22 protein-coding genes are annotated in these 26,749 nt (G+C 70.3%); 6 read left to right on the forward strand and 16 right to left on the reverse strand.

All coding sequences use genetic code 11. From position 1 onward, the window contains the following. The coding region (locus ACFWQC_RS08200) for a glutamate mutase L (protein WP_378675642.1) at positions 1 to 380 on the reverse strand (380 nt) is incomplete at its 3' end. Beyond that, positions 367 to 1,536, reverse strand: coding sequence for a cystathionine gamma-synthase (locus tag ACFWQC_RS08205; protein WP_378675645.1), 1,170 nt, complete (start codon positions 1,534 to 1,536; stop codon positions 367 to 369). The genes ACFWQC_RS08205 and ACFWQC_RS08200, both read right to left, overlap by 14 nt. Before the next feature lie 104 nt (positions 1,537 to 1,640). Between ACFWQC_RS08205 and msrA the strand changes: the two genes are divergently transcribed. Continuing rightward, positions 1,641 to 2,294, forward strand: coding sequence for a peptide-methionine (S)-S-oxide reductase MsrA (msrA, locus tag ACFWQC_RS08210; RefSeq protein ID WP_378675648.1), 654 nt, complete (start codon positions 1,641 to 1,643; stop codon positions 2,292 to 2,294). Between the two features lie 2 nt (positions 2,295 to 2,296). Here msrA and ACFWQC_RS08215 read toward each other — a convergent pair whose 3' ends face one another. Together ACFWQC_RS08215 and ACFWQC_RS08220 are read right to left on the reverse strand one after the other, a co-directional pair. After that, a complete protein-coding gene (locus tag ACFWQC_RS08215; protein WP_378675651.1) occupies positions 2,297 to 2,788 on the reverse strand; it encodes a GNAT family N-acetyltransferase in 492 nt (163 codons plus the stop codon). Then, complete coding sequence (locus ACFWQC_RS08220) at positions 2,788 to 3,327, reverse strand: DinB family protein (RefSeq protein ID WP_378675654.1); 540 nt, start codon at positions 3,325 to 3,327, stop codon at positions 2,788 to 2,790. Before ACFWQC_RS08220 ends, ACFWQC_RS08215 begins: the two co-directional genes overlap by 1 nt. 90 nt (positions 3,328 to 3,417) lie before the next feature. On the opposite strand from ACFWQC_RS08220, the gene ACFWQC_RS08225 reads away from it, so the two are divergent. Continuing rightward, positions 3,418 to 4,530, forward strand: a complete 1,113-nt coding sequence (locus ACFWQC_RS08225; RefSeq protein ID WP_378675657.1) for a diacylglycerol kinase — start codon at positions 3,418 to 3,420, stop codon at positions 4,528 to 4,530. Here ACFWQC_RS08225 and ACFWQC_RS08230 read toward each other — a convergent pair. Further along, positions 4,520 to 4,684, reverse strand: coding sequence for a hypothetical protein (locus tag ACFWQC_RS08230; protein WP_378675660.1), 165 nt, complete (start codon positions 4,682 to 4,684; stop codon positions 4,520 to 4,522). The two genes, ACFWQC_RS08225 and ACFWQC_RS08230, sit on opposite strands and share 11 nt — an antisense overlap. A 138-nt stretch (positions 4,685 to 4,822) precedes the next feature. On the opposite strand from ACFWQC_RS08230, the gene ACFWQC_RS08235 reads away from it, so the two are divergent. Further along, a complete protein-coding gene (locus ACFWQC_RS08235; RefSeq protein ID WP_378675663.1) occupies positions 4,823 to 5,626 on the forward strand; it encodes an SDR family oxidoreductase in 804 nt (267 codons plus the stop codon). 5 nt (positions 5,627 to 5,631) lie between these two features. On the opposite strand, the gene ACFWQC_RS08240 is transcribed toward ACFWQC_RS08235, so the two are convergent. The 6 genes from ACFWQC_RS08240 to ACFWQC_RS08265 form a co-directional block, all read right to left on the reverse strand. Then, positions 5,632 to 6,624: a GNAT family N-acetyltransferase gene (locus ACFWQC_RS08240; protein WP_378675666.1), complete on the reverse strand. Its 993-nt coding sequence runs from the start codon at positions 6,622 to 6,624 to the stop codon at positions 5,632 to 5,634. Positions 6,625 to 6,670: 46 nt separating this feature from the next. Beyond that, positions 6,671 to 7,309, reverse strand: a complete 639-nt coding sequence (locus tag ACFWQC_RS08245) for a YigZ family protein (RefSeq protein ID WP_378675669.1) — start codon at positions 7,307 to 7,309, stop codon at positions 6,671 to 6,673. A gap of 4 nt (positions 7,310 to 7,313) precedes the next feature. After that, on the reverse strand, positions 7,314 to 8,093 hold the full coding sequence (locus ACFWQC_RS08250; RefSeq protein ID WP_378675672.1) for a TSUP family transporter: 780 nt from the start codon (positions 8,091 to 8,093) through the stop codon (positions 7,314 to 7,316). 59 nt (positions 8,094 to 8,152) lie between these two features. Next, the gene (locus ACFWQC_RS08255; RefSeq protein ID WP_378675675.1) at positions 8,153 to 10,168 is read right to left on the reverse strand and encodes a hypothetical protein; all 2,016 of its coding nucleotides are present in this window, start codon (positions 10,166 to 10,168) and stop codon (positions 8,153 to 8,155) included. 111 nt (positions 10,169 to 10,279) lie between these two features. Then, on the reverse strand, positions 10,280 to 11,683 hold the full coding sequence (locus ACFWQC_RS08260) for a magnesium chelatase (protein WP_378675678.1): 1,404 nt from the start codon (positions 11,681 to 11,683) through the stop codon (positions 10,280 to 10,282). Next, the gene (locus ACFWQC_RS08265; protein WP_378675681.1) at positions 11,680 to 14,532 is read right to left on the reverse strand and encodes a BTAD domain-containing putative transcriptional regulator; all 2,853 of its coding nucleotides are present in this window, start codon (positions 14,530 to 14,532) and stop codon (positions 11,680 to 11,682) included. Before ACFWQC_RS08265 ends, ACFWQC_RS08260 begins: the two co-directional genes overlap by 4 nt. Before the next feature lie 113 nt (positions 14,533 to 14,645). Here ACFWQC_RS08265 and ACFWQC_RS08270 point away from each other — a divergent pair, with 113 nt between their 5' ends. Further along, the gene (locus tag ACFWQC_RS08270; RefSeq protein WP_378675684.1) at positions 14,646 to 15,071 is read left to right on the forward strand and encodes a YchJ family protein; all 426 of its coding nucleotides are present in this window, start codon (positions 14,646 to 14,648) and stop codon (positions 15,069 to 15,071) included. Positions 15,072 to 15,167: 96 nt separating this feature from the next. Beyond that, complete coding sequence (locus ACFWQC_RS08275) at positions 15,168 to 16,811, forward strand: GAF domain-containing sensor histidine kinase (protein WP_378675686.1); 1,644 nt, start codon at positions 15,168 to 15,170, stop codon at positions 16,809 to 16,811. Between the two features lie 6 nt (positions 16,812 to 16,817). Here the strand turns inward: ACFWQC_RS08275 and ACFWQC_RS08280 are convergent, their stop codons facing one another. From ACFWQC_RS08280 to ACFWQC_RS08295, 4 genes are read right to left on the reverse strand one after another with little or no spacing between them, the layout of a single operon-like run. Beyond that, the gene (locus ACFWQC_RS08280; RefSeq protein ID WP_350662111.1) at positions 16,818 to 17,480 is read right to left on the reverse strand and encodes a response regulator transcription factor; all 663 of its coding nucleotides are present in this window, start codon (positions 17,478 to 17,480) and stop codon (positions 16,818 to 16,820) included. Beyond that, positions 17,474 to 20,875, reverse strand: a complete 3,402-nt coding sequence (gene cydD, locus ACFWQC_RS08285; RefSeq protein ID WP_378675690.1) for a thiol reductant ABC exporter subunit CydD — start codon at positions 20,873 to 20,875, stop codon at positions 17,474 to 17,476. Before cydD ends, ACFWQC_RS08280 begins: the two co-directional genes overlap by 7 nt. A 1-nt stretch (position 20,876) precedes the next feature. After that, positions 20,877 to 21,878, reverse strand: a complete 1,002-nt coding sequence (gene cydB / locus ACFWQC_RS08290; protein WP_378675693.1) for a cytochrome d ubiquinol oxidase subunit II — start codon at positions 21,876 to 21,878, stop codon at positions 20,877 to 20,879. Positions 21,879 to 21,888: 10 nt separating this feature from the next. Next, complete coding sequence (locus tag ACFWQC_RS08295) at positions 21,889 to 23,358, reverse strand: cytochrome ubiquinol oxidase subunit I (RefSeq protein WP_355018291.1); 1,470 nt, start codon at positions 23,356 to 23,358, stop codon at positions 21,889 to 21,891. 442 nt (positions 23,359 to 23,800) lie between these two features. Here ACFWQC_RS08295 and ACFWQC_RS08300 point away from each other — a divergent pair, with 442 nt between their 5' ends. Continuing rightward, positions 23,801 to 26,365: a LuxR C-terminal-related transcriptional regulator gene (locus ACFWQC_RS08300; RefSeq protein ID WP_378675697.1), complete on the forward strand. Its 2,565-nt coding sequence runs from the start codon at positions 23,801 to 23,803 to the stop codon at positions 26,363 to 26,365. On the opposite strand, the gene ACFWQC_RS08305 is transcribed toward ACFWQC_RS08300, so the two are convergent. After that, on the reverse strand, positions 26,326 to 26,715 hold the full coding sequence (locus ACFWQC_RS08305; RefSeq protein ID WP_378675700.1) for a hypothetical protein: 390 nt from the start codon (positions 26,713 to 26,715) through the stop codon (positions 26,326 to 26,328). The genes ACFWQC_RS08300 and ACFWQC_RS08305 overlap by 40 nt on opposite strands. Between the last annotated feature and the right edge of the window lie 34 nt (positions 26,716 to 26,749).

Raw genomic sequence — 26,749 nt, forward strand, 5'->3', positions numbered from 1 at the left:
GTGAAGCTGAGAGTGGCCCCTAGGTCACTCTCAGCTTCACAACCCGCGGTCGCGATCACCGCGACGACCTTGCCTCCGCTGGACAGCGCCACGCGGCGCCCGGCCTCGGCGGTCACCAGCTCCTCGTTGCCGACCACGGCGATCCGGAGACCACCGCCGGCCGAGGAGCAGGCGAGGATCTCGGCGGCGGCGGCGCGGGAGTCCTTCTCGGTGAGAGCGGTCAGGCAGGCGTCGTACGCCTCCATCACCTCGTGCAGCGATGTCGGTGCGCTCGCGGTGCCGAGGATCTCGCCGGAGACGAGGTCGACGTGGAGCGCCTTGGTCCAGGTGGAGCCGAAGTCGACGCAGACGGCGGTCTGTGGCGCGTCAGCTCTGGTCAAGGGCCTGCTCGAGGTCCGCGACGAGGTCCTCGGCGTACTCGATCCCGACGGAGAGCCGGATCAGGTCGGCCGGCACCTCGAGGTCGGTGCCCGCGACGCTCGCGTGGGTCATGCGCCCCGGGTGCTCGATCAGGCTCTCGACACCGCCGAGCGACTCGCCCAGCGTGAAGATCTTGGTGCGCTCGCACACCGCGAGCGCAGCGGCCTCGCCGCCGGTGACGCGGAAGGAGATCATGCCGCCGAACCGCTTCATCTGCTTCTGGGCGGTCGTGTGCCCGGGGTGCGTCTCCAGGCCCGGGTAGATGACCTCGCCGACCTTCGGGTGCGAGGTCAGGAAGTCGGCGACACGCTCGGCGTTGTCGCAGTGGCGGTCCATGCGTACGGCCAGGGTCTTGAGGCCTCGCAGCGTCAGCCAGGCACCGAACGGGTCCGCGATCGCGCCGGCGGCGTTCTGGAGATAGCCGATCTTCTCGGCGAGCCCGAGGTCACGCACGATCACGGCGCCACCGACGACGTCGGAGTGCCCACCGACGTACTTCGTCGTGGAGTGCACCACGACGTCGGCACCGAGCGTGAGCGGCTGCTGCAGGTAGGGGCTGGCGAAGGTGTTGTCGACGACAAGGCGCGCGCCGGCCTCGTGGGCCACCGTGGCCAGGGCCGAGATGTCGGCGATGTTGAGCAGCGGGTTGGTCGGCGTCTCGACCCAGACGACCTTGGTCTTGCCCGGCCGGATCGCGGCCGCGACCGCGTCGACGTCGGCGACCTGGGCCGGGGTGTGCGCGATCCCCCACTGGCTCTCGACCTTGTCGATCAGCCGGTGGGTGCCGCCGTAGGCGTCGTCGGGGATGACCATGTGGTCGCCGGGCCGCATCAGGCTGCGGATCAAGGTGTCCTCGGCGGCCAGACCGGAGGCGAAGGCGAAGCCCTTCTCGCCGTCCTCGACCGCCGCCAGCGCGCCCTCGAGCGCGGTGCGCGTCGGGTTCGCGGAGCGGCTGTACTCGTAGCCGTTGCGCAGGCCACCGACGCCGTCCTGCTTGTAGGTCGTGGTGGCATAGATCGGCGGGATCACCGCACCCGTCGTCGGGTCGGGCTCGTAGCCCGCGTGGATCGCCTTGGTCTCGAAACCGGCCTTGTCGAGGTGCTGCTGCTCGCTCACACGCCGAGCCTACGTCCGATCTCGTTCCGCTGCCCATCCGGGAACGTTCGCGCGTCGAACTGTGTTGGAGACTGGTAGCAACCCTGACTTTCTGGAGGTCACTCATGTTCGGTCGACCAACACAGCTCTTCTCTGAGGACCGCACCCTTGCCGGGCGCGACCAGGCGCTCTTCGAGCTGCCCGCGAAGCACCGCGTCCTGGGGACGCCGCTGCTCGCCTCCCCGGATGACGACACCGCGCCGGAGGGGTCCGAGGTGGCGTACTTCGGTCTCGGCTGTTTCTGGGGTGCCGAGGAGATCTTCTGGCAGATGCCGGGCGTCTACTCGACCGCCGTCGGGTACCAGGGCGGCACCACGGCCAACCCGACCTATGACGAGGTGTGCAGCGGCCAGACCAACCACACCGAGGCTGTCCGGGTCGTCTTCGACACCGCGGTCGTCTCCTACGCGGACCTCGTCAAGAAGTTCTTCGAGGTGCACGACCCGACGCAGGGGATGCGGCAGGGCAACGACGTCGGTACGCAGTACCGCTCGGCGCTCTACTACGTCTCCGACGCTCAGCGGGAGACCGCTGAGGAGCTGACCAAGGTCTACGGCGACGAGATCGCCCGGCGCGGCTACGGCGAGATCACCACCGAGATCCGCGAGGTCCCGACGTTCTACGCCGCCGAGCCCGCCCACCAGCAGTACCTGGACCGCGTGCCCAACGGCTACCGCTGCCACGCGAACACGGGCATCGCCTTCCCCGCGACCGCCTGACGTCAGGCCAGCGGCAGATACATCACGTGTAGGCCGACCCGGCCGTGCGACGTCGAGTCGAACGCGTCCGGGACGGTCCCGATGATCTGGAACCCGAGGGACTGCCACAGGCGTACGGCGGTGGTGTTGGTCTCCACCACCGCGTTGAACTGGACGCCGTGAAAACCCTGCTCGCGGTGCCAGCTCACGCAGTAGTCACCGAGTGCACGGCCGACCCCCTTGCCGCGGGCCTTCGGCGAGACCATGAACGAGGCGGTGCCGATGTGGCTGCCGCGGCCCGGGCGGTTGGGGCCCATCTTGGCGCTGCCGAGGATGTGCTCGTCCTCGGCGTCACCCTCGACCGCGACGACGACGTGGTCGTACATCCACAGGTCCTTGGCCTCTTCTGACGTGAGGCCCTCGGGGTAGGCGTAGGTCTCCCCCGCCGCCACGATCTCGGACCAGAACGGGTAGATCTGCGGCCAGTCCTCGGCCGTCGCTTCGCGGATCTGCATCAGAGGTCAACCTTTCCGTCGATGGCCTCGCGCATGAGGTCGGCGTGGCCGCAGTGCCGGGCGTACTCCTCCACCATGTGGACCAGGATCCAGCGCAGGCTGATCGGCTGGTCGTCACGGTTCCTGCCGACCGCGATCTGGTCGAGAGAGCCGGCGCTGTCGGTGAGCTCGTTGGAACGAGCGATCGCCTCCCGGAGCAGCGTACGCAGCGCCTCGGGGTCGTCCTGGGAGGCGCTGGTGAAGTCCCAGTCGGGATCCGCATCCCAGGGCGCGGTGTCGAAGGGCGGGACCTGGCCGGCGCCGGCCAGGCGGACGCCGAACCAGACACCCTCGACGTAGGCCAGGTGCTTGAGGATCCCGGCCAGCGTCATGGTGCTGGGCGGGAACGGGCGGTTGAGCTGCTCGTGGTCGAGGCCGGCGACCTGCCTGAGCAGGGTCGCCCGGTAGAAGTCGAGGAAAGAGCGCAGGGTCGTGGACTCGTCCGCGACGTACGGGGCTCCGCTCGGGTCTCGGATGTCTTCGAAGAGTGCCTCGCTCATGGGCGTCAACGTAGCGGTGGCCGAGTTTCCTCGGCGAATCACTTTCACGAATCACTTTCACGAAACTGAAACGCGTTCTAGATTTGGCGCATGTCCCCCGTTCCCAGAGGTCCACAGAGTCCCGAGAAGCCGCTCCGAGTCGTCGTCTGGTCCACCGGAACGGTGGGTCGTCATGCGATCGCGGGGGTCGATGCCCATCCCGACCTGGAGCTGGTCGGAGTCTGGACCTCGACCCCGGCGAAGGCAGGAAAGGACGCCGGGGAGCTGGCCGGGCTCGGACGTACGCTCGGGGTGGCGGCGACCACCTCGCGAGACGAGCTGCTCGCGCTCGCCCCGGACTGCGTCGTCCATGCCGCGATGACCGACGACCGGGTCTTCGAGGCGATCGAGGACCTGACCGGGCTGATCCGGGACGGGGTCAACGTCGTCTCCTCGGGGCCGGTGATCCTGGTCCATCCGCAGGGGACACTGCCCGACGAGATGATCTCGGGCATCGACGAAGCGGGCCGCGAGGGCGGTGCGTCGCTGCACGTCAACGGCATCGACCCGGGCTTCGCCAACGACGTCCTGCCGCTCGCGGTGACCTCGCTGTCGCAGCGGATCGACCACCTTCGGGTCAGCGAGATCGCCGACTACTCGACGTACTTCCAGCCGGTCGTGATGAAGGACCTCTTCGGCTTCGGCGGCTCGCTGGAGGACAAGCCGTTCCTGTGGGAGCCGGGCGTGCTGAGCACCGCCTGGGGCCCCGTCGTCCGGGTCCTCGCCGCCGGTCTCGGAGTGACCCTGGACGAGCCGCTCGTCGAGCACGTCGAGCGCCGTCCTGCGGTCAAGGACACCAAGACCGTGTCGGTGGACATCGCCGAGGGCGCCCAGGGCTCCGTACGCTTCACCGTCACCGGCAGCGTCGACGGAGTCCCCCGTATCACCCTCGAGCACGTCACCCGGACCGACGCGGAGTCCGATCCCGACTGGCCCACCCCGGCCACCGGTGACGGCTGCTACCGCATCGAGGTCACCGGCGAGCCGTCGATGACCGTCGAGTTCAGCCACCACGGCGAGCACGGCGACCACAACGTCTCCGGGATGATCGTCACCGCCCAGCGCCTGGTCAACGCCATCCCCGCGGTAGTCGCCGCCGCCCCCGGCCTCGTCTCCCCTCTCGACCTCCCGCTGATCACCGGCCGGGGCCTCGTCACCCGATGAGCGAGACGTCACCGCGGTCGGCCGAGACGTCACTGCGGTCGGCCGAGGCGTCACGTACGTCGGTCGACACGTCACGTACGTCGGTCGACACGTCACGTACGTCGGTCGACACGTCACGTACGTCGGTCGACACGTCACCCCGGTCGGCCGACACGTCACGTAAGTCATCTCGGCCGACGCGAGCGACGCCTCGACCTGCCGGAGCGACGCTTCGGCCGACGCCGCTGACCTCTCGGCCAGCGCAAGCGACGTCTCGGCCGACCGGCCTGACGTCTCGACATGGAGGAAACAGATGAGCATTCTCGAACGGTTCAGATTGACCGACCACGTGGCGATCGTGACGGGGGCGGGGCGCGGGATCGGGGCGGCCACCGCGGTGGCGCTGGCCGAGGCCGGGGCGGACGTGGTGATCGCCTCGCGGACCGAGAAGCAGCTCCGGGGGGTCGCCGAGAGGGTCGAGGCGGTGGGGCGGCGGGCGCTGGTGGTGCCGGCGGACCTGGCCGACACGGACGCGACCGCGGGGCTGGCGGCGACGGCGTACGAGGAGTTCGGACGTCTCGACATCGTGGTCAACAACGTCGGCGGGACGATCCCGAACACGTTCCTCGACACCGACGAGGGCTACCTGGAGGAGGCCTTCCACTTCAACGTGACCACGGCGCACGCACTGACGCGGGCGGCTGTGCCCTACCTGGTGAAGAGCCCGGACGGGCAGCAGTCGGTGGTGTCGATCAGCTCGATGATGGGACGTACGGCAGGGAGGGGCTATCTCGCCTACGGCACCGCGAAGGCGGCTCTGGCGCACTGGACGCGGCTGGCCGCGACCGACCTCGCGCCGCGGATCCGGGTCAACGGGATCTTCGTCGGCTCGGTGCGTACCAGCGCCCTCGAGTTCGTGGCGGGCGACGACACGATGCGCGGCGAGATCGAGTCGAAGACCCCGCTCGGACGGATCGGGGAGGCGGAGGACATCGCCGCCGCGGTGGTCTACCTGACCTCCCGGGCCGGGCAGTTCGTCACCGGGAAGATGCTCGAGGTCGACGGCGGCACCGAGGCGCCGACGCTCGACCTCAAGCTCCCCGACGTCGGCGCCTAGCCGGCCTAGACCGTGACATCCTTGTGCCAGGACTCGGTGACGTAGTCGGTGACCCAGCCCATCGACTTGTAGAGCCCGTCGGCGCCGGTGGGGCTGTCGGCGTCGACCTCGAGCGAGACCCGGTCGCGGCCGCGCTCGATGGCGTCGCCGATGACGGCGTAGAGCAGCCCCTTCGCCACCCCGCGGCCACGGGCGTTGCGGTTGACCCCGATGTACTCGACGTACGTCCCCTCGACCCCGGCCGCGTTGGCGGGCAGCACCGAGGCGACCAGCGAGCCGGCGGGCAGCTCGCCCTCAGGCGTGTCGACATAGGCGAGCCACCAGTGGTCCCAGCGGTGGCCGGGATCTTCACGAAGACGCTGCACGAACTCCGGGAAGCTCTCCCGATAGGAGTTGAAGTGGTCCTGGAAGGACTCCTCCAGGGTCTGGTGGACCGTCTGCAGGTCCGCGGCGACGGGCATGCCGTTCTCGTGGGTCTCGACCGGGCGGATCGTCACCCCCTCGCGGAGCGGGGGCACCTTCTCGTCGGGCAGCACCGGCCGGCTCATGTGCAGCCAGGTGCGCTCGTTGGTGAACTCCGCCGCGGCCAGCCACTCGCGCTGCACGGTGTCGTCGGCGAACGGGCTGGCGTCGAGGTGGGACTCGGTGATGCCGCGCAGCGCGGCCATCGATCGTGCCTGGTCCTCGAGCCAGGCGTAGAGCCCGGCCGCGACCTCGGCAGCCTGGGCGATGGTGCGGTCGACGTAGAGGTAGACGAGGGTGCGGCCGGCGGCGCGGTCGTGGGCGATGGCCCAGGCACGGAGGTCGCCGTCGGGGTCGACCGCGACGAGCTGCTGGCGGGTCCAGGAAGCGGGGCCGGCGATCTCGCCGGTGATGGCGTCGGCATCGACCTTTCCGGAGCCCTCGAACGGCGTCTTGTCGGCCGCCCGGAGCCTCAGCAGTGCGGGCAGATCGTCGAGGTCTGGGACCTTCGCCGTCCATCCGGCAGGGAGTTCCACGGGCGTCTCGCTATGGTCGCTCACCCGGCCATTCTCCCAAAGAGACTTAGCGGTCGACCCAGCGGTCCGTGCCTGGGACCAGCAACGATGCTCCGGCGGTGAGCTCGGCAAGCAGCGATTCCAGTCGGTTCTCGTCCTCCGGAGGAGCCCCGATCCGCAGCGTCACCGCGTCCCCGTAGGAGGTATCGAGGACGGTCACTCCGGAGGATCGCAGGTCGGTCTCGAGGCGGCCGGAGGCGTCGTACGGAACCTCGATCTCGTACTCCCGGACAAGCTCGCGCCGCAGCGTCCCGACCTCGTCGAGCGCGGTGCGGACGGCGTCGGAGTAGGCCCGGACGAGGCCACCCGCGCCGAGCAGCGTTCCACCGAACCAGCGGGTCACGACGGCGACCGTGTCCGAGACGCCGGCGCCGCGAAGCACCTCGAGCATCGGCGCCCCGGCCGTGCCGGCCGGCTCGCCGTCGTCGTTGGATCGCTCGACCGGCTGCGGCGGCGGACCGATCACGCTGTGCTGGATCCTGAAGGCAGAGCAGGTGTGGCGGGCGTCCCAGTGCTGCTTACGCAGCCGCTCGACCACAGCCCGCGCGTCGGCCTCGTTCTCCACCCGGGTGAGGGTGCACAGGAACCTGGACCGCTTCTCCTCGATCTCGGCGGCTCCGTCGCGGCCGATGGTCAGGTAGTGCACTGCGTCACCAGATCCCGAGCACGCTGCCGCCGAGACGGATGATGAAACCGGCGACCACGACGATGAAGAAGACGCGTACGAACCCGGCTCCCTTCGCCACCGCCGTCCTCGCCCCCAGGTAGCCGCCGATCAGGTTGCAGACACCCATCACCAGGCCGGTCTTCCACAGCACCGCACCCTGCGGGATGAAGACCATCAGTGCGGCGAGGTTCGTGGCGACGTTGGCCATCTTCGCCTTCGCGCTCGCCTCGAGGAAGGAGTAGCCGAGCAGTCCGACGAGCCCGATCACCAGGAAGCTGCCGGTCCCGGGGCCCAGGGCGCCGTCGTAGAAGCCGACCGCGAACCCGACCGCCATCGCGCCGATCAGATGCCGGTGACCGTCGTACCTCAGCGCGGTCGCCTCGCCCAGGGACGGCTTGAAGAGCACCCACGCGCCGACAAGGATCAGCGCGATCAGGACGATGGGCTCGAAGACGGACTCGGGAAGGTACGACGCCACTCCCGCCCCCAGCGCAGAGCCCGCGAACGCGAGGATCATGAGCGGGATGAAGGTCTTCGGGTCGGGCCCCACCCGCCGGTAGTAGGTCGCCGCGCTGATCGAGGTGCCGAAGATCGAGGCCAGCTTGTTGGTCGCCAGGATCTGCACCGGAGCTGCGCCGGGAAGGAAGAGCAGCAGCGCGGGGAGCTGGATCAGCCCACCTCCGCCGACCACCGCGTCCACGTAGCCGGCGGCCAGAGCCGCGAGAGCGAGAAGGGCAAGTACGTTCAGCGTCTCCTCGGGCACGAGCGCAGGCTACGCGGGCGGATGCTCGCCGAGTTAACTCGGTGAGCGCTCCCCCGGGCTCAGCCGGCCCACCAGCCGCGGCCGCCGAACGCATCCGGATAGCCCCCGTAGGAGTTCGACGTACGCCGCGCCGTCCTGTCACCCAGATAGGACCCGACCACGGCAGCGCCGAGGTCGTCCAGCTCGGGCGCGACGACGCGGCCCTCGACGCGACGGGCCATGGAGTCGATGAAGCGGGCCAGGCCGGGGTCGTCGCCGAGGCGGAAGAACGTCGTCTGGGCGCCCAGGCGACGGGAGTTCTCCAGCTCCTCGACGGACCTCGCGATCGTCACGGGATGGGGCGGGTAGGAGAACCAGACCTCTCCGCCCGGCTCCAGGTGGGCGGTGGGCTCTCCGTCGGTGACGATCAGGAGCACCGGCTGGGCACCCGGATGCTTGCGGAAGTGCCGGTTGGCCAGCAGCAGCGCGTGGTGCAGGTTGGTGCCCTTGTCCCAGATGGCGTCGAGCGCGGTCAGCTTCTCGATCTCCATCGTCTGGGCGTAGCGGCCGAACGAGATCAGCTGCAGGTCGTCGTTGCGGAAACGGCTCTTGATCAGGGTGTGCAGCGCCAGCGCGGTGCGCTTCATCGGCACCCAACGGCCGTCCATCGCCATCGAGAAGCTGGTGTCGACCAGGAGGGCGACCGCTGCCTGCGTACGAGCCTCCGTCTCCTGCACCTCGATGTCGTCGACGCTCAGCCGCACTCCGGGGCCGCGTCGGCCCTCGCCGACCTCGCGGATGACGGCGTTCGTGATCGTGCGAGGTACGTCCCAGGGCTCGGTGTCGCCGAACGCCCAGGGCCGGGAGGAGCCAGAGAGGTCGCCGGCCGCGCCGGCGCGCTGCAGGTCGCGTTCGCCCTGCCTGCCGGAGAGACGCTGCGCGACGTCGCGGAGCAGGGCCTTGCCGAGCTGGCGCATCGCCTTCGGGGTCAGCCGGAGGTCGCCGTCGGAGCCGCGCTCGAGCTGACCTGAGTCACGCAGTGCCTGCTCGAGCTCCTGCAGGGTGCGCGCGTCGACCGCGGCCTCGTCACCGAGCTGACGGGAGAGGGCGTCGAGGTCGATGTCGTCGAGCCGGCTCCCCGCGTAGGACTGCTGGAGCTGCTCGGAGAGCTGGTCGAGCTCGGCGATGTCCTGCAGCACGCCGGTGCCGTCTCCGAGGCCGAGGCCCTCGCCGCCACCGAACTCCTCGGAGCCGTACCAGTCCTCGCCTGGCCGGGCCGCCTGCAGGTTGGCGTCGAGCTGTGCCATCTGCTCCATCAGCGCGGGCGAACCGAACGCCTGCGCCGAGAGCTCCATCAGCTCACGCCTCTGCTCGGCCGACATCGAGTTGAGCATCCGCTGCGCGGCCGCCGAGCGCTGCGCGAGGGTGTCGAGCAGCTCGTCGATGTTCTGCGGGTTCTCCGGGAAGTGCTGGCCGTGCTTGGCCATGAACTCCGCGAAGTCTTCGGGGGTGTCCTCGTCGCGATTGTGCTTGTCGAGGAGCTCGTTGAGATCGCGCAGCATCTCCGCGATCGCCTCGCGGTCCTCGTCCGTGGCCCCTTCGAGCGCCTGCTTCATCCCGGCGAACCGCTGGTCGAGGAGCTCGCGGCCGAGCAGGTCCTTGATCTCCTCGTAGGCCTCGCGGGCCTCGCGTGAGGTCCAGTCGTAGGAGGCGAGCTCGCTGACCGCGGCGGCGGTGTTCGGCGAGAGGTTGTCGATCTGCATCTCCCGGAACGCGCGGTCGCCGTCGTCCATGGTGACGTCGCGGGCCAGCTGCTTGCGCTCCTCCAGGACCGCCTTGTCGAGCAGCTCGCGCACCTGCTCGAGGGTGCCGTCGAGGTTGTGCCGCTGCAGCAGCTCACGGCGCCTCTCCGCGACCTGCCGGGCGATGTCGTCGAGCCCGCGCTGGTCCTGTCCCCCGCGCCGCAGGAACTCCCGCATCGCCCGCTCGGGCGAGTAGCCGGACATCACGTCCTCGCCGATCGCGTCGAGCGCCTCGGCGATGTCGACCGGTGGCGCGAGCGGGTCACCCCCGGCGTACTTCTTGTAGCGGCTCATGGTCGGCGCTCCTTCACGCATGTAACACGCTGTTCGTAGGTCTATCCGGTCGTTCTGATAGGGCGAGTAGTCCTACGAACGACGTGTTACCCCCTGCCGATGCCTCCCGGCTCAGCCATAGATCGTCTCCCCTTCGGCTGTGTCTTTGCCGATCTTTCTCGCTAGGAACAGGCCTTCCAGGGCCAGCTCGATGGCGCTGGCGAGCTGGCCGTCGTTCTTGGGACCGCCGGTGGACTCGTAGACGCGGTCGCCGATCTGGTCGTAGAGGTCGGACTCGCCCAGGACGGGGAGTCCGGCCAGGAAGTCGGCGGCCGCGACCTTGGTGCCGGTGGTGACCATGCGGCCGTCCTCGATGGCGTCGACGAGCAGCGCGAAGTCGAGGCCGCGGAAGGACTTGCGGACGGTCTCGGCGATGGCCGTACGCAGCAGATGGGTGAGGATCTCGGACTCGCGGCCCTCCTCGCCGGACTCGAACTCGATCTTGCCGGAGAGCACCTCGACGGCCGTCTCCAGGTCGACGAGACGAGCGACCGCATCAGGCTCGCCCGCCACGGTGGCACGGTGGAGCGCCGCGGCGGCGACGGTCTCCGCGCCCGCGATCGAGAAGCGCGCGGAGACCCCGGAACGCTGATCGACCGCCGAGGAGGCGCGCAGGTGGCGGGTGAAGACGGCGAGGATCTCGAGGAGATGGTCGGGTACGTCGGCGACCAGGGCGGCCTCCTGCCGGATGACCGCCATCTCCGCGGCGAGCTCGCGCGGGTAGTGGGTGCGGATCTCCGCGCCGAAACGGTCCTTGAGCGGCGTGATGATCCGACCGCGGTTGGTGTAGTCCTCCGGGTTCGCGGAGGCGACCACGAGCAGGTCGAGCGGCAGTCGCAGCACGTAGCCGCGGATCTGGATGTCGCGCTCCTCCATCACGTTGAGCATCGCGACCTGGATCCGCTCGGCGAGGTCGGGCAGCTCGTTGATCGCGACGATGCCGCGGTGGGAGCGCGGGATCAGGCCGAAGTGGATGGTCTCCGGGTCGCCGAGCGAGCGCCCCTCGGCGACCTTCATCGGGTCTACGTCGCCGATCAGGTCGGCCACGGAGGTGTCGGGGGTGGCCAGCTTCTCCGAGTAGCGCTCGGAGCGGTGCTTCCACGCGACCGGCAGCGCCTCACCGGCGGTCGCGGCCAACCGCTGGGAGCCCACGCTGACGGGCTCGTAGGGGTGCTCGCCGAGCTCGGATCCCTCGATGACCGGGGTCCACTCGTCGAGCATCCCCACCAACGTACGCAGCAGCCTGGTCTTTCCCTGACCACGCTCGCCCAGCAGGACGACGTCGTGCCCGGCGATCAGGGCACGCTCGAGCTGCGGGATGACGGTGTCCTCGAAGCCGTGCAACCCGGGCCAGGGGTCCTCTCCGGCCGCCAGCTTCGCCAGCAGGTTGTCGCGGATCTCCTCGCGGAGCGACTTGAACACATGGCCACTCGCGCGAAGCTGGCCGAGGGTGCTGATCGTGGGTGCGGCAGTCACGGACGCAACGCTACGCCGCCGCCCAACCCCTGGGCGGCCTCGGCGTCGACGTCCCGATCCGCGGATGCGGAGGACCCGACGCTGGCGAGCAGCTCCTCGACCCGCTCCCGGGTCAGCGCGGTGCGGTCGAGCTCCCCCACCTCGTCCAGGATCGCGACGACCTCGTGGAGCGTCGCCCGGGCCTGGGCGACGCGCTCGGTCTCGCGCTCGATCACGGCCCGGCGTACGAGGACGTTGGCCTCACCCCACCGGTTGCGCTCCTCGAGGCGGTGGGCCAGCTCCAGCCGCAGATGGCTCTCGGCCTCGGCGTAGCGCCGCAGGCCCATCAGGGCATCGACCAGGGTCATCCGCGGCGAGGCGGAGGAGTCGACGTCGACCGACGCGTAGCCGATCTCCTCCTCGACCAGTCGCACGGCGGCCTCGTAGCGCTCCATCCGGACGTAGACCTCGGCCAACCCGATCAGGCTGGCGCGGGCACGGTCGCCCATCCCGGCCGCATCCGCGACGGCGTACGCCTCCTCGAGGACCGCGACGGCCTCGTCGAGGGAGCCGGTCATGCTGAGCGCCTGGCCGCAGTTGGACAGCGCCATCTCCAGGCCGGCCGCGGTACCGGCCTCACGGAACACCTCGGCAGCACCGCGGAACTCCGAGATCGCGCCCGCCAGGTCGCCGACCCGCGCCCGACTGATCCCGAACTGGTTGCGGATGTAGGCCGCGTCGACGTGTTGACCGGCACGAATGGCGGCGTCGAGGCCGAGCTCTTGGAGGGGGACGGTCTCGGCGGGTGGGTGCCGCATCGAGAGGCTGAACATCTTGTTGACCAGCTGGTAGGCGGGACCCAGCAGCCCCGCGCGCACGGCGAGACGTACGGCACTGCCCATGGTCAGCCACTCCCTGTCACCCCAGGCGCGGGCCTGCGGCGAGGTGGCGAAGCTCAGCGGCGTCACCCCGTCGACCACGGGGTCGAGGCTCATCAGCCGGAACGACCGGCCGTCAGCCTCGGAAGCGGCGACCAGGGAATGGGTGTACCAGCTCACCAGCCGCAGCAGCGCCTCGCCGGACTCCTTCTCGGAGCCCATCTCCAGGGCGTAGTCGCGGATCAGGTCGTGGAGCACGAAGCGTCCGGGGCGGTGCTCGCGGACGAGGTTGGCGTCGACCAGCTTGTCGACCAGGCGCCGGGAGGCGGCGATGTCGACGGCGAAGAGCGCCGCCATCGCGGGCATCCCGATCTCGTGACCCGGGCGGAGGCCGAGGAGGCGGAAGGCACGCCGCGACTCCTCGTCGAGGGAGTCATAGGACCAGGAGAAGACCGCGCGCAGGTCGGAGATGGGGTCGAGCGGTGCCTCCAGCGCCGCCAGCCGGCTGGTCTCGCCGTCGAGCTCGGCGACCAGGTCGGTCAGCGGGAGGTCGGGGTAGCGGCTGCAGCGCTCGGCCGCGACGGCAAGTGCCAGCGGGAGGTGTCCACACCTGTCCGCCAGAGCGCGGACGTCCGCCTCGTCGGCCGTCCTGTCGATGAGGCGCTGCCTCAGGAAGGCCGCCGACTCCGCCGGTGCGAGCGTGTCCAGCGCGAGCCGGCGGGCACCCTCGCGGGTCGCCAGGCCACGCAGCTGGCTCCGGCTGGTCACCAGCACCAGCGAGTCACCACCTGGCAGCAGAGGTCGCGCCTGGGTGGAGTCGCGGGCGTTGTCGAGCACCAGGAGCATGCGCCGCTGCGCGAGGGTCGTACGCAGCAGGGCCGAGGCCGCGTCCACCTCGGTCGGCACCGAGGCGGCGTCGACGCCGAGCCCGATCAGCAGGGTCGTGAGTGCCTGGGCGTGCGAGAGCGGCTCGCCCGGCCCGAACCCTCGGAGGTCGATGAAGAGCTGACCGTCGGGAAAGTGCTCGGTCCGGGCGCGTGCCCAGTGCACCGCGAACGCGGTCTTGCCCACCGCCCCGATGCCGTGCACGGCGACCACGCTCGGCCAGCCGGCGTCGTGGGAGATGGTCACCGCGTCGAGCAGCCGGAGCTCGGCCTCGCGCCCGGAGAAGCTGGGGATGTCGGCCGGGAGCTGTCTCGGGACCATGTCCTCCTCCGAGACGCGCTGCGCAGGCACGGTCGTCTGGCCATGGGAGGCCTCGATCTCCGGGACCGGCGAGGAGCCGGTCAGCAGCCTGGTGAAGGTGGAACGCAGCTCCGCGCCGGGGTCGGCACCGAGCTCGTCGGCCAGCCGCGCCTGGACCTCCTCATAGGCCTCCAGCGCCTCGGCCGTACGCCCCGCCGCGTCCAGCGCGTCCAGGAGCACCACCCACAGGGACTCCCGCAACGGATGGTCGCCGACCACCCGGCGCACGTCGGCGACCGCCTTCGCGGCCCGGCCGGCGGCGATGTCGAGCTCGGCGCGATGCTCCAGCGCGGCCAGGTAGCGGTCGACCAGCCACGGGCGGGTGCGCTCGGCCAGCGAGTCCCCGGAGGGCTCGTCGAACGGCTCGGCACGCCACAGCGCGATGGCCTCCTCGAGCCGGTCGTAGGCCTCCGGACCCTCGGCCGCGTCGAGCAGGTCGATGAAGGCGAGCGCGTCCACCGAGGAGCGCGGCAGGTCGAGGATGTAGCCGCCGGCGGCGCGGCGTACGACCTCCTTGCCGAGCACGCGACGCAGCCGCCCGATGTAGGTGTGCAGGCTGCCGCGCGGGTTGTCGGGGAGCTCCTCGCCCCAGATCCGGTCGGCGAGCAGGTCGGCGGAGACCGGGGTGCCGGCCTCCAGGGCCAGCAACGACAGCAACGTGCGCGGGCGCCGTCCCGGGACCTCCACGGGCTCGCCTGCGCGCGTGACGACCAGGGGGCCCAGCAGACAGATGTTCACATCCGTCACCGATGCACCCCCGCCGTCCCGAGCCGATTGCGCCTGAGAGCCACCCCCACACAATAGACGGGGCGCTCCGGGCCTACGGCTAGAATGCGCCCTTTCCGGTACACAATGGACGCATGTCCCCCTTCGGCCGCACCGCCACCGGTTCGCCCCTGACCCAGGAGTGCCCGTGCGGCAGCGGGAGGCGCTATGCGATGTGCTGCCACCGGCTGCACCGTGGTGGCGCCCTGGCCGAGACTCCGGAGGAGCTGATGCGCAGCCGCTACGCGGCGTACGCCCTCGGGGACTGGGACTACATCTTCCGCACCTGGCATCCGAGCACTCGCCCCGACGATCTGGGCGTGGCCGCACCCGACCCGAAGCTGACCTGGACGGGGCTGGAGATCGAGGGCTCCGGGCTCGATGACGACACCCACGGCTGGGTGGCGTTCCGGGCGTCCTACCAGGCACCGTCGGGCGACGGGGTGCTCGCCGAGCACAGCCGGTTCGAGGTACGTGCCGGACGGTGGCTCTACGTCGATGGCGAGATCGCGAGTCAATGACCAAACGCACGCATTCGCGTGAGTTTGAGGCAGACAGTGGAGAAACTGTTGCCGATATGTGGACGCGACCGGGTCCCGCACGACAGACTCTGACAGGTGACCACTGACGCGACCGAGGACCTGACCGGTCTGGAGCCATCGGCGCGCTCGCTCTTGGACGCGGTCATCGCGATGTCGAGCGAGCTCGACCTGAGCGCCATGCTGGAGAGAATCACCCGCTCCGCCTGCGAGCTGACCGGGGCGAGCTACGGCGCCCTCGGCATCCTCAGCCCCGAGGGTGACCTGCAGGACCTGATCACCTACGGTCACCAGCAGGAGCCGACCCTGCAGGTCGTGGGCAAGAGCCGCGGCCGCCGGGCTCGCCTCGATGACGACCTCGATGCCGACGACGAGCCGGCATCGACGACCCGGCCCAGAGGAATCACCGCACCCGAGCCTCTCCTGCTGGTCTCACCCCGCACGCATGACGGCGGCGGCAGCCACGCGCTGCGTACCGGCGACCCCGGCAAGCGCAAGTTCATCGAGGTGCCGCTGCGCATCGACGACCGCGACTTCGGCCACCTGCTTCTGTCCGAGAAGGTCGGCGGTGCCGAGTTCACCAGCCACGACGAGCAGCTCGTCGTCGCCCTGGCCCGCGCCGCCGGCGCCCAGATCGACAAGGTGCGCGAGCTCGAGCTCAGCGAGCAGCGCCGCCGGTGGCTCGAGGCGAGCGCCGAGCTCAGCCGTGCCCTGACCCCGCCACTGGACCACCTGGTCGCCCTCGAGCGGATGTGCGAGACCGCGCTGCCGCTGATGCGCGCGATCGGCGTCGGTGCCGGCACCCGCATCGAGCACGGTCTCGTCTCCGGTCTCGCTTCCGCGCCCGGTCACGAGGAACAAGTCCGGGCGGTCACCGAGAAGGTCCCGCTCCTGATCGACCGTCGCATCGTCGAGCCGCTCGACCTCGAGGTCGACGGCCTCTACGTCGTGGTCGCTCCGGTGCGCTCCTCGCTCGCCGGCCGCGGCGCGCTCCTGGCGATCTACGACAAGGCCGGCGCCGCCCACGACGAGCACGAGCGCGAGCTCTTCTTCGGCTTCGCCGGTCAGGCCGCCCTCGCCCTGGACCGCCTCCGCGCGGTCGAGGACCGGGCCGACCTCGCCGTCATCACCGACCGTGACCGGATCGCCCGCGACCTGCACGACGTGGTCATCCAGCGTCTCTTCGCGATCGGGCTCCAGCTCGAGACCCTGGGCCGCAACCCGCAGCGGGTCGAGGACCTGCCCAAGCGGCTCTCGGAGCAGGTCGACGCGTTGGACCAGACCATCAAGGACGTACGCGGCTCCATCTTCGACCTCAGCAACCACGATGCCTCCTCGCTGCGTGCGCAGGTGCGCGAGGTCGTCCGGGAGTACGCGGGCGTCATGGACTTCACCCCGGAGATCAAGATCACCGGGCCGGTCGACACCGCGGTGCCCGACTCGGTCCGCAACCACCTGCTGCCGGTGCTGCGCGAGGCGGTCTCCAACCTCGCCCGGCACGCCCAGGCCCACAGCGCCCAGATCGAGCTGACCCTTCAGGACGGCGAGATCAAGCTGGTCGTACGCGACGACGGCGGCGGCGTCCCCGACGAGGCCGAGGAGAGCGGGCTGAAGAACGCCCGCTGTCGCGCGGTCCAGCTCGGTGGCCAGCTCGAGATCGGCCCGCGCTCACCCAGCGGCACCGAGCTCGTCTGGCAGGTGCCGTTGGGCGCCGGGGTCTGATTCCTACTACTGACCCCGACGGGGGTGGAGCAGCTCCTTGGCCATCAGCGCGGCCTGGGTGCGTCGCTGCACACCGAGCTTGGCCAGGATGCTGGAGACGTAGTTCTTGACCGTCTTCTCGGCCAGGAACATCCGCCCCGCGATCTCGCGGTTGGTCAGACCCTCGCCGATGAGCGCGAGCAGGCGCTTCTCCTGGGGCGTGAGCGCCTGCATCTGCGGCGACTCGCCATCGGGGTTGCGCATCTTCTCCATGACCTTCGCGGTCATCAGCGGGTCGAGCAGCGAGCCGCCGCCGGAGACGGTGCGGATCGCCTCGACCAGGTCGTTGCCGCGGATGTCCTTGAGGACGTACCCCTTGGCCCCGGCCATGATCGCCGAGAAGAGTGCCTCGTCGTCGTCATAGGAGGTCAGGATGAGCGCGAGCATCTCCGGGTAGGCCGCACGGACCTCACGGCACACCTCGATCCCCGAGCCGTCGGGCAGGCGGGCGTCGAGCACGCACACGTCCGGCTGAAGGCGGTCGATGTCCTCGCGTGCCTGGGCGGTGGTGCCGCCCTGGCCGACGACGGCGATGTCGTCATGACTGTCGAGCAGTGTCGTCAACCCTTGGCGCACGACCTCGTGGTCGTCGAGCAGGTAGACCCGGATCGTCCTTGTCTCGGTCAACACCGTCTCACTTCCCCCATTCGTTGAAGGGAGACCACGGTATCGGTCCGCCCCAGTCCGGTCGATGTGTGAGTCATCCACAATACGGTTTTCGTGCCGCCATGCGGACCAGGCTCTGCGCCAGTTGTCGAGCCATCCTCCCGCGCGAGCACCTCACGCGCCAGCGACGCGGCGGTGGCGGTGTCCAGATGAGCCAAAGGTTCGTCCAGAACCAGGACCTTGTGCCCTGCCAGCAGCGACCTTGCCACCGCCAGCCTGGCCCGCTCGCCCCCCGAGACCTCGGCGGCGCCGTCGCCGAGCCTGGTCTGCATCCCGGCAGGGAGGGCATCGAGCCAGTCGCCGAGGTGGGCGCGCCGGATCGCCTCCTCGACCTCCTCGTCCGTGGCTCCGGGCCGGGCCAGGCGGACGTTCTCGACGAGGCTCGAGGCGAAGACGTGCGGGTCGTCGTCGACGAGACCCACGATCTTCCGTACGTCCTGCGGGTCCATGTCGCCGGTCGACCTTCCGCCCAGGGTGATCGTGCCGGTGTCCGGGTCGAGGAAGCGCAGCAGCAGGGCGGCCAGGGTGCTCTTGCCGGAGCCGGACGGGCCGACGATGCCGATCCTCGCACCCGGCTCGACGTGCAGGTCGGGGATCTCGACACCCTGGCCGATCGTCTGGCCGCCGGGGTGGGCGGTGACGCCGGTGATCGTGATCGTGGTGTCGTCGGTGGGCCGCTCCGGGTGCTCCGGGGTCTCGACCGCCGGGGAACGGCTGGTGAGGTCGTCGAGACGGCGCTGCGCGGCACGGGTGCGGGCCCTGGCGGCGCCGGCGTCGGCAAGCGTCGCTGCGGGCTCGGCCAGTGCCAGCGGGACCAGGGTGAGCAGAGCGAGCATCGGACCGTCGCCGACGGTGGCATAGGTGGCGGTCGCGGCGACCGCCGCGCCGGCGGTCACCAGCACGATGGCCTTGGCCAGCGAGGAGGCCGAAGCCGCTGTCGTGGTCGCCCTGGTGGCTGCGCCCGCCAGGTCGTCGAGGGTCTGCAGCACCGGCTCGCCGGCCTGCCACATCCGGCGCTCGGTGGCCGTCTGGGTCGCCTCGACCACCTGCTCGGACACCCTCGCCCGCACCGTGACCGAGATGTTCTCGGCGCGCGCTGCTCCTGCGTACGCGATCCCGAAGGCGGCACCCGCCGCCAGCACCGTGCCCATGGTGAAGGCCCCGGCGACCGGGTCGATGAGCGCGGTCGCCAGGACCGCGAGGGCCGCCACGACGGCGTACTCCCGGATCGGCAGCCGCACCCGCAGCTCCTCGTCGAGCACCGCGTCGACGTCGTCGACGACTCTGGCCAGCACGTCGCCCCGGCGGCCGGGCAGCGCGCCGGGCACCAACGGCACCAGCGCGTCGTAGATCTGCACCCGTCGCCTGGCCAGGAGCCGCAGCGCACTGTCGTGCGACCACAACCGTTCCAGGTAGCGCAGCACCGGCCGCGCGATCCCGAACGTACGCACCCCCACCATCGCGGCCACCAGCGTCAGGATCACCGGGTGGTAGGAGGCCTTGATGATCAGCCACCCTGCCAGCGCCGTCAGCGCCACACCCGACGCCCAGCTCAGCCCACCGACCACTGCCGATCCCCACAGCGCCACCCGCGCCGAAGCGTCAGGTACGTCGGCCGAAGCGTCAGGTACGTCGGCCGAGGCGTCAGCGGTTGCCGTCTCGGCCGACGGGAGCGACGTCTCGGCCGACGCGGGCGACGTCTCGGCGGGCGGGGCCCCGGCGGAGAGGGTGATGACCTGGTCGGCGATGTCGATGAGCGCCTCGCGGTGGGCGACGAGGACTACGGCGCGGTCGCGGGCCAGGTCGGTGACGGTGTCGGCGATGATCCGCTCGGTGTCGGGGTCGAGGTGGGCGGTCGGCTCGTCGAGGAGGATCCAGGGACGATCGGAGAGTACGACGCGGGCCAGCGCCAGCCGGGCTCGCTCGCCCGCCGAGAGGGAGCGGCCGTCCTCGGCCAGGTCGGCGCCGAGACCGCCGGGGAGGTCGGCGATCCGGTCGGCGAGAGAGACCCGCTTGAGTACGCGCCACAGGTCGCTCTCGGTCGCCTCCGGCGACCCCAGCCGCAGGTTGTCGGCGATCGTGCCGCTGACGAACACCGGACGCTGGGGCAGGTAGGCGAACCGCCGCCGCCACTCGTCACCCGCGGCCGGCGTCAGTCCGTCGAGCTCGACCGTGCCGGCGTACGTCTCGTGGAGGCCAGCGATCGTCGCCAGCAACGTGGACTTCCCGCAACCGCTCGGCCCGACGATCGCGGTGATCCCCCGGCCAGGGGCCGTCCCGGAGACCGGCGCCAGCGCCGGCCGCTCGCGCCCCGGATAGGTCAGCCCCACCTCACCGAGAGACATGCCGAGACGTCGCTCCGGTCGGTCGAGATGGCAGTCGGTGACGTCTCGACCGACGCGGGTGACGCCTCGGCCGACGCGGGTGACGTCTCGCGCGGAGAGGTCCGCGGTGGCCTCGAGAGTCGCCGTACCCTCGGCGGCCGCATGGAACTCGGTGCCGACGCGGCGCAGCGGCCAGTAGGCCTCGGGGGCGAGCAGCAGGACCACGAGAGCCGTCTGCAGGTCGACCGAGCCGGCGGCGAGCCGGACCCCGATGATCACCGCCACCAGGGCGACCGAGATGGTCGCGACGAGCTCGAGCACGGCCGATGAGGCGAACGCGATCTTCAGGGTCTCGAGGGTGCGGCGGCGGTAGCGGTCGGTGATCGTGGCGATGACGCGCGACTGGGCAGTGGCGCGACCGAAGGCGACCAGGGTGGGCAGGCCCTTCATCACGTCGAGGAAGTGACCGGCCAGGGCCGACATCGCCCGCCACTGGCTGGCCGCCTGGTCACGCGTGGCCAGTCCGACCAGCACACCGAAGATCGGGATCAGCGGCAGCGTGAGCCCCACGATGAGACCGCTGAGCGGGTCGGTCCAGATGATCACCGCGAGCACCATGACGGGCAGTGCGCACGCCAGCACCAGCGCCGGCACGTAGCGCGTCAGGTACGGCTCGGCGGCCGAGACCCCGCGTGTGGCCAACGCCGAGAGCGAGCCCGAGCTCTCCGACCGGCCGCGCAGGATCGCCCCGACCACCCGGCGCCGCAGGTCCGCCCCGACGACACCCGCGGCCCGGGCACCGGCCACGTCGGAGACCACTCCGAGGACGGCGCGTCCGGCGAAGACGGCCACGACTGCCAGGGCCCAGCCGCTCACCGACCCCGTGTCGCGGATCGCGGAGATGAGCAGCCCGGTGACGGCGTACGTCTGGGCGATCAGCAGCACCGCGCCCAGCACCCCGGCCGCCACCACGACGGCGAGCGGCCGGCGGGCGACGATCAGCTGGGCGCGAAGGCGAGGGTCGTTCGGACGCATCTCAATGGGCGGCGGGGATGTGATGGATCGAGATCCGCTTGCGGAAGATCCAGTACGTCCAGGCCTGGTAACCCACCACGATCGGCGTGAACACCGCGGCCACGATGGTCATCAGCTTCAGCGTGTAGGGCGTCGCCGCGGCGTTGGTCGTCGTCAGCGAGTTGGCGACGTCGGTGCTCGAGGGCATCACGTCGGGGAAGAGCCCCACGAAGAGCCCGGCCACGGCCAGCCCGATGGCGAGGAAGGTGCCCGCGAAGGCGAACCCCTCACGACCGACGTACGCAGCCGCCAGCCCGCCCACGAGCGCGAGCGCCGCCACGACGAAGATCACGGCGGTGCCGAGGTTGCCGGTCAGGCCCTGGGTCCAGGCCAGGAACACCACGGCGAGCACGGCGGCGACGACCCCGACGCGGAGCGCCAGCGCACGAGCCCGGCCGCGGATCTCGCCGTCGGTCTTGAGGGCGATGAACAGCGCACCGTGGGTCACGAACAGCGACAGCGTGACGAGCCCGCCGAGGAGACCGTACGGGTTCAGCAGCGTCAGCACCGTCCCGGTGAACTCGAAGTCGGCGTCGATCGGCACCCCGCGCACGATGTTGGCGAAGGCCACACCCCACAGGAACGCGGGGACGTAGGACCCGAAGATCACCGCGCGGTCCCACCAGCCGGCCCAGGTGACCGAAGGCCGCTGGTGGCGGTACTCGAAGGCAACGCCACGCACGATCAGCGCGATCAGGATGAGGAACAGCGGCACGTAGAAGCCGGAGAACAACGTGGCGTACCACTCCGGGAACGCCGCGAACGTCGCGCCGCCCGCGGTCAGCAGCCAGACCTCGTTGCCGTCCCAGACCGGCCCGATCGTGTTGATCATGACGCGCCGCTCGCGGTCGTCGCGGGCCAGCACGGGGAGCAGCATCCCGACGCCGAAGTCGAAGCCCTCCAGGACGAAGTAGCCGATCCACAGCACCGCGATGAGGCAGAACCAGATTGTCGTGAGTTCCATCGCAGGCTCCTCAGTACGCGAAGTTCATCGGCTCGTCGGCATCCGAGTCGGAGCCGCGCAGGGAGGGGTCGGGTGGCTCGACGAATGGGTCCGGAGCCTTCTTCACATACTTGATGAGCAGCCCGACCTCGACGACCGCGAGCACGGCGTAGAGCAGCGTGAACCCGATCAGCGACATCCACACCTCCCAGGGCTCGACGCCCGGCGAGACGCCGTTGGGGGTGGTCAGTACCCCGAAGACCACCCAAGGCTGACGCCCCATCTCGGTGAAGATCCAGCCCATCGAGTTGCCCAGCAGCACCATCACCGGCGCCGAGATCGCCAGCGCGGGCAGGAAGCGCCCGACCAGCCCTGTCGGCGTACGTCCTCGGCGGGTGAACCAGAGCACCGCCAGCCCGATGAGGCTGCCGACGACGCCCAGACCCATCATCCAGCGGAAGGTCCAGTAGGTGACCGGGATGTTCGGGGTGTAGTCGCCGGGTGAGTAGTAGGTCGCGCCCGGCGTCGATCCGTACGTCTCCCGATACTTCTCCTGCAGGTCGTAGATGCCCTCGACCTTGCCGTCGAAGGTGCCGGTGCCGAGGAAGGAGAGCACGCAGGGCACCTCGAGGGCCCACTTCTCGTGCTTCCCGTCGCGGGTGCCGATGGTCAGGATGGAGAACGGCGCGCACGAGTCGGAGGTCTCCCACAGCGCCTCCGCGGCCGCCATCTTCATCGGCTGCACCTCGGTCATGATCTTGCCCTGGATGTCACCTGAGACCGCCACACCGATGCCGGAGAAGACCATGATCCAGGCCGCCAGCACCATCCCGCGCCGGTGCATCGGACGGTCGGCGTTGTTCTCGCCGGGCCGACGCAGGTAGAGCCAGCCCAGGATGCCGAGCATGAAGGCGGCCGAAGTCAGGTACGCCGCGAGGATGACGTGCGGGAACGTGCCCAGCTGCACCTTGTTGAACATCACCGCCCAGAAGTCGGTGAGCTCGGCGCGGCCGGTGATCTCGTTGAACTTGTAGCCGACCGGGTGCTGCATCCAGGAGTTGGCCGCCAGGATGAACCACGACGAGGCCAGGGTGCCGAGGTGGACGATCCACATGCACGCGTTGTGCAGCGCCCGCGGCAGCTTGTCCCAACCGAAGATCCACAGGCCGAGGAAGGTCGACTCCAGGAAGAAGGCGAGCAGCGCCTCGATCGCCAGCGGAGCCCCGAAGACGTCCCCGACGAAGCGGGAGTAGTCCGACCAGGTCATCCCGAACTGGAACTCCTGCACGATCCCGGTGACCACACCGAGCGCGAAGTTGATCAGGAAGAGCTTCGCGAAGAACTTCGTCAGCCGAAGCCACTCAGGGTTCTTCGTACGCAGCCAGATCGTCTCCAGCACGGCGACGAGCATGGTGAGTCCCACCGTGAGCGGGACGAACAGGAAGTGGTAGACGGTCACGATGCCGAACTGCCACCTGGCTAACTCCAGGACGCTGTCCACGTCGATCACTATGTCACTGCCGCCACATGAACCTCAGCACCCCCTCCCGAGGGGGTACGTTTCTTGTGAGCCACCGCACCTGGGCCGATCGCAGGCACAAAGAAACCCGGCCGCCCTGGGCTCGAGGTCACGACCGCGGGGGGATGATCGCGACCTCGAGTCCGGGACGGCCGGGCTCTCAGCTCTTCGTGCCACCAGGGCCGCATACAGATGGGGGAGCTGATGCGGCAACCTGGTGTCACTCAGTGTTCAGGCCAAGGAGAACCTCAGCCCGTGAGATCACTATCTCATCATCTGTGCCCAGAGGTTGCGGTCTGAGACGGACTGTTTACGTACTGTAAACAGGTAACCTGCGTATCAGTAGACCTAATACGCGGGCGATACAGCGTCCCCACAGAAAATCCGGTATGCATTTGGATGTACCTTGAGGTAGGGGGTGAGCATGTCGGATCGCGAAGGTGTCCTCGCGCGGGTGGTCGACGAGGTCATCGACTACGTCGGCGCAGGCCTGAGCGTCCACCTGGTGGGGCCCCGCGGATCCGGACGCAGCGAGCTCTGCTCCCTGGTCGCCAACCGGCTCGAGGACGAGGGCCGGTCCGTGCTGCAGATCAGCGGCCACCGCGCCTGGCAGAACGAGCCGTTCGCCGCGCTGACCGCCGCCGGCATCGGCAGCGCGACGCCCACCGGCCCCCGTCGCACCATCGGCGAGATGACCACGGCGCTGAGCAAGCAGCTCGGCAACGGCACCGTCCTCGTGATCGACGACGCCGACGCTCTTGACGCCTACTCGGTCGGTGCCCTGCGCAACATCCACCGCCAGCGACGTCTCCTGGCCGTGACCAGCAGTCGCCACCAGCACCCCGTCGCCGAGAACACGCTGATGCTCGGCATCGCCCCATCGGTCCAGGTCCGCTCCCCCGCGCTCGAGGTCGACGAGGTGCACGAGGTGTGCCGCGGGATCCTCGGCGGCCCGGTGGAGGCCGGATCCCTGGCCCGGATCGCGATGGCGACCGGCGGCCTGCTCGGCCTGGTCCGGGCCATCGCCACCGTCGGGCCGCGGGCAGGGGTGCTGGAGCAGCTCGACGGACTGTGGCGGCTGCCGCGGCGTACGGGCTGGGCTCCTGAGCTCGCCTCCGCCGTCGAGCCGCTGGTCGCCGGTCTCGACCAGGACGCCTGGGACGGCGCGACCGCGCTCGCGGTGACGGGCCCTGTGCCGTTGGACGAGGCCGAGAAGATGATCGAGCGCAACGTGCTCGACGCGCTCTTCGCCCACGGCCTGGCGCGGCACAGCGAGGACGGCCCGGGCAGCGGCGTTGTGGGCCTCTACCCGCCGCTCATCGGCGACTACCTGATCACCGAGGGCTCGGCGTTCGGGCTGGTGATCGCGCGCAACCACCTGGCGGCCGAGCAACCGCTCCTCGACTACGCCACCCACCGGCCCCGCGGCGCCGACGCCGCCCTGCTCCACCAGCGCTCGCTGCGCCAGATGGCCGACGAGGTCACCCGCGCGCGCCGCTCCTGGACCGAGATGCCCTCACCCGAGACCGCGCTGCCGCTGCTCGTCGCGCTTCGCAACACGGCGGCGCCCAGCGACCAGATCGAGGAGGTCGAACGACGTACGCCGTTGACCGACACCCAGGAGTCGGCCTGGATGCTGGCCTGGTTCGCCACCTGGAAGGCGGTCGAGCTGGGCGACCTGAACGCCGCCAAGGCCGTCCTCGACGACGGGCTGAAGCGGCTGCCCACCTTCGCCGCGACGCTCGAGGCCTCCCGCGCCCACCTGCAGTTCCAGACGGAGTACGTCCCCGAGGTGCCCACGGTCGAGCCCGACCCGCGCGACACGGTCGGCCCCGAGATGCTCGGCGTCGTCGCCGCCGAACGCCTCCTCGCCGCCGGGATGGTCGAGCAGGCGCGCAACCTGCTGGAGAGCCAGCGCCCGGAGAACCCGATGCCCGCCGGTCTGCACGCCTTCCTCATCGGTCTCGCCGACATGCTCGGCGGCGACCTGGAACGCGGCATCGACTTCGCCCGCGAGCAGCTCGAGGCAGCCAACCAGAGCTCGAGCGCCACGCTCATCCAGGCCCACGCCTATCTCTGCGTGCTCGGACTGAGCATCGCCGGCCGGCTGACCGAGGCGAGCCAGGCGGCCTTCCAGAGCCTCTCCTCCTCGAGCGTCGCGGCCTACCGCGACGTCGCCCACACCGGCATCCTGACCCTCGGCGCCGAGATCGCGATGGCCCAGGGCCGCCCGGAGTACGCTCGCAGCCTCGCCTCCCAGATCGGCGGCGCGAAGGTCCCCTTCGGCCCGTGGCCCGGGATGGTGGCCAGCATCATGGCGCCGGCCAGCGGCCGGATGCCGAGTCTCAAGGAGCTGTGCGAGCTCGTCGGCCAGCGACTGGACGCGGGCTACGTCACCGGCGGCATCTTCCTCGCCGTCGAGGCGGTCGAGCGCGGTGCCAACGAGAACAAGCACATCACCCGGGCCGCCAGCCTCGCGGCAGGCACCGAGAGCCCGCTGCTGCAGGGCATGGGGGCGTACGCCGCGACCACGGCCGCAGGCGACGTCGACGGCCTCCGCGAGGCGATCGTGAAGCTCGCCGACGCCGGCGCCCTCGTCCTCGTGACCAGGGCCGCTATCTCGCTGGCCATCCTCCAGCGCGAGGCCGGCGACCTGGCCGGCGCCGCCGAGACTCTCGACACCGCCTGGGAGCGCTCCGAGATCTCCGGCAGCCGAGCCGGCATGTTCCGTCGCGCGGCCACCCACATCGGGCTCTCCGGACGCGAGAGCGAGGTGCTTCGGCTGCTCCCGGAGGGACCCACGACCGCCTCGCTGGCAGCGGACCTGGAGATGAGCACCCGCACCGTCGAGACCCACCTGCACAACATCAGCCGCAAGACCGGGGTCTCGGGTCGCGAGGACCTCGCCCGGGTGGCCGACACCTGGCTCCGGCCGGCACCGAACGGCGACTACTCAGCCGGCGACAGGCACTTCACCAGCGGCTCGTAGAGCTCCTTGCTGGCCTTCTGATCTGCCTCCGAGAGATCCTCCGGGCTGATCGTGGAGACGTCCTCGGCCTCGACCAGAAGGCGTACTGCCTCGTCGGAGAGGTCCGACTCGTAGTAGGTCTTCGCCAGGCATGCGGCCTGCTTCTCGGTCACCTGGTCCTGGCTGCTCTGGGTGATCTGGCCCTCGATGTCCTCGGCGCTGGGCCGATCACCCCCGCCACCGCCGCTGCCCTCGCCACCACCACATGCGGTCAGCGAGAACAGCGTGAGCAGAGTGGCCGCGGCGATGAGCGTCAGGCGATGCCGACTGCCTCGGGCTCCGCTCCGGCGGGTGTGGGGGTACGCGATCATGAGCACGCATCATGGCGTACGCGACCCTCCCCCG

It is taken from the genome of Nocardioides sp. NPDC058538, assembly GCF_042719275.1.
GTDB lineage: Bacteria > Actinomycetota > Actinomycetes > Propionibacteriales > Nocardioidaceae > Nocardioides.

Excerpts from the sequence above, each read along its gene's own strand:
- msrA (WP_378675648.1), top strand. The coding sequence starts at position 1,641 with ATGTTCGGTCGACCAACACAGCTCTTCTCTGAGGACCGCACCCTTGCC.
- ACFWQC_RS08215 (WP_378675651.1), bottom strand. The coding sequence starts at position 2,788 with ATGCAGATCCGCGAAGCGACGGCCGAGGACTGGCCGCAGATCTACCCG.
- ACFWQC_RS08220 (WP_378675654.1), bottom strand. The coding sequence starts at position 3,327 with ATGAGCGAGGCACTCTTCGAAGACATCCGAGACCCGAGCGGAGCCCCG.
- ACFWQC_RS08225 (WP_378675657.1), top strand. The coding sequence starts at position 3,418 with ATGTCCCCCGTTCCCAGAGGTCCACAGAGTCCCGAGAAGCCGCTCCGA.
- ACFWQC_RS08235 (WP_378675663.1), top strand. The coding sequence starts at position 4,823 with ATGAGCATTCTCGAACGGTTCAGATTGACCGACCACGTGGCGATCGTG.
- ACFWQC_RS08255 (WP_378675675.1), bottom strand. The coding sequence starts at position 10,168 with ATGAGCCGCTACAAGAAGTACGCCGGGGGTGACCCGCTCGCGCCACCG.
- ACFWQC_RS08270 (WP_378675684.1), top strand. The coding sequence starts at position 14,646 with ATGTCCCCCTTCGGCCGCACCGCCACCGGTTCGCCCCTGACCCAGGAG.
- cydD (WP_378675690.1), bottom strand. The coding sequence starts at position 20,875 with ATGCGTCCGAACGACCCTCGCCTTCGCGCCCAGCTGATCGTCGCCCGC.
- cydB (WP_378675693.1), bottom strand. The coding sequence starts at position 21,878 with ATGGAACTCACGACAATCTGGTTCTGCCTCATCGCGGTGCTGTGGATC.
- ACFWQC_RS08300 (WP_378675697.1), top strand. The coding sequence starts at position 23,801 with ATGTCGGATCGCGAAGGTGTCCTCGCGCGGGTGGTCGACGAGGTCATC.
- ACFWQC_RS08305 (WP_378675700.1), bottom strand. The coding sequence starts at position 26,715 with ATGATCGCGTACCCCCACACCCGCCGGAGCGGAGCCCGAGGCAGTCGG.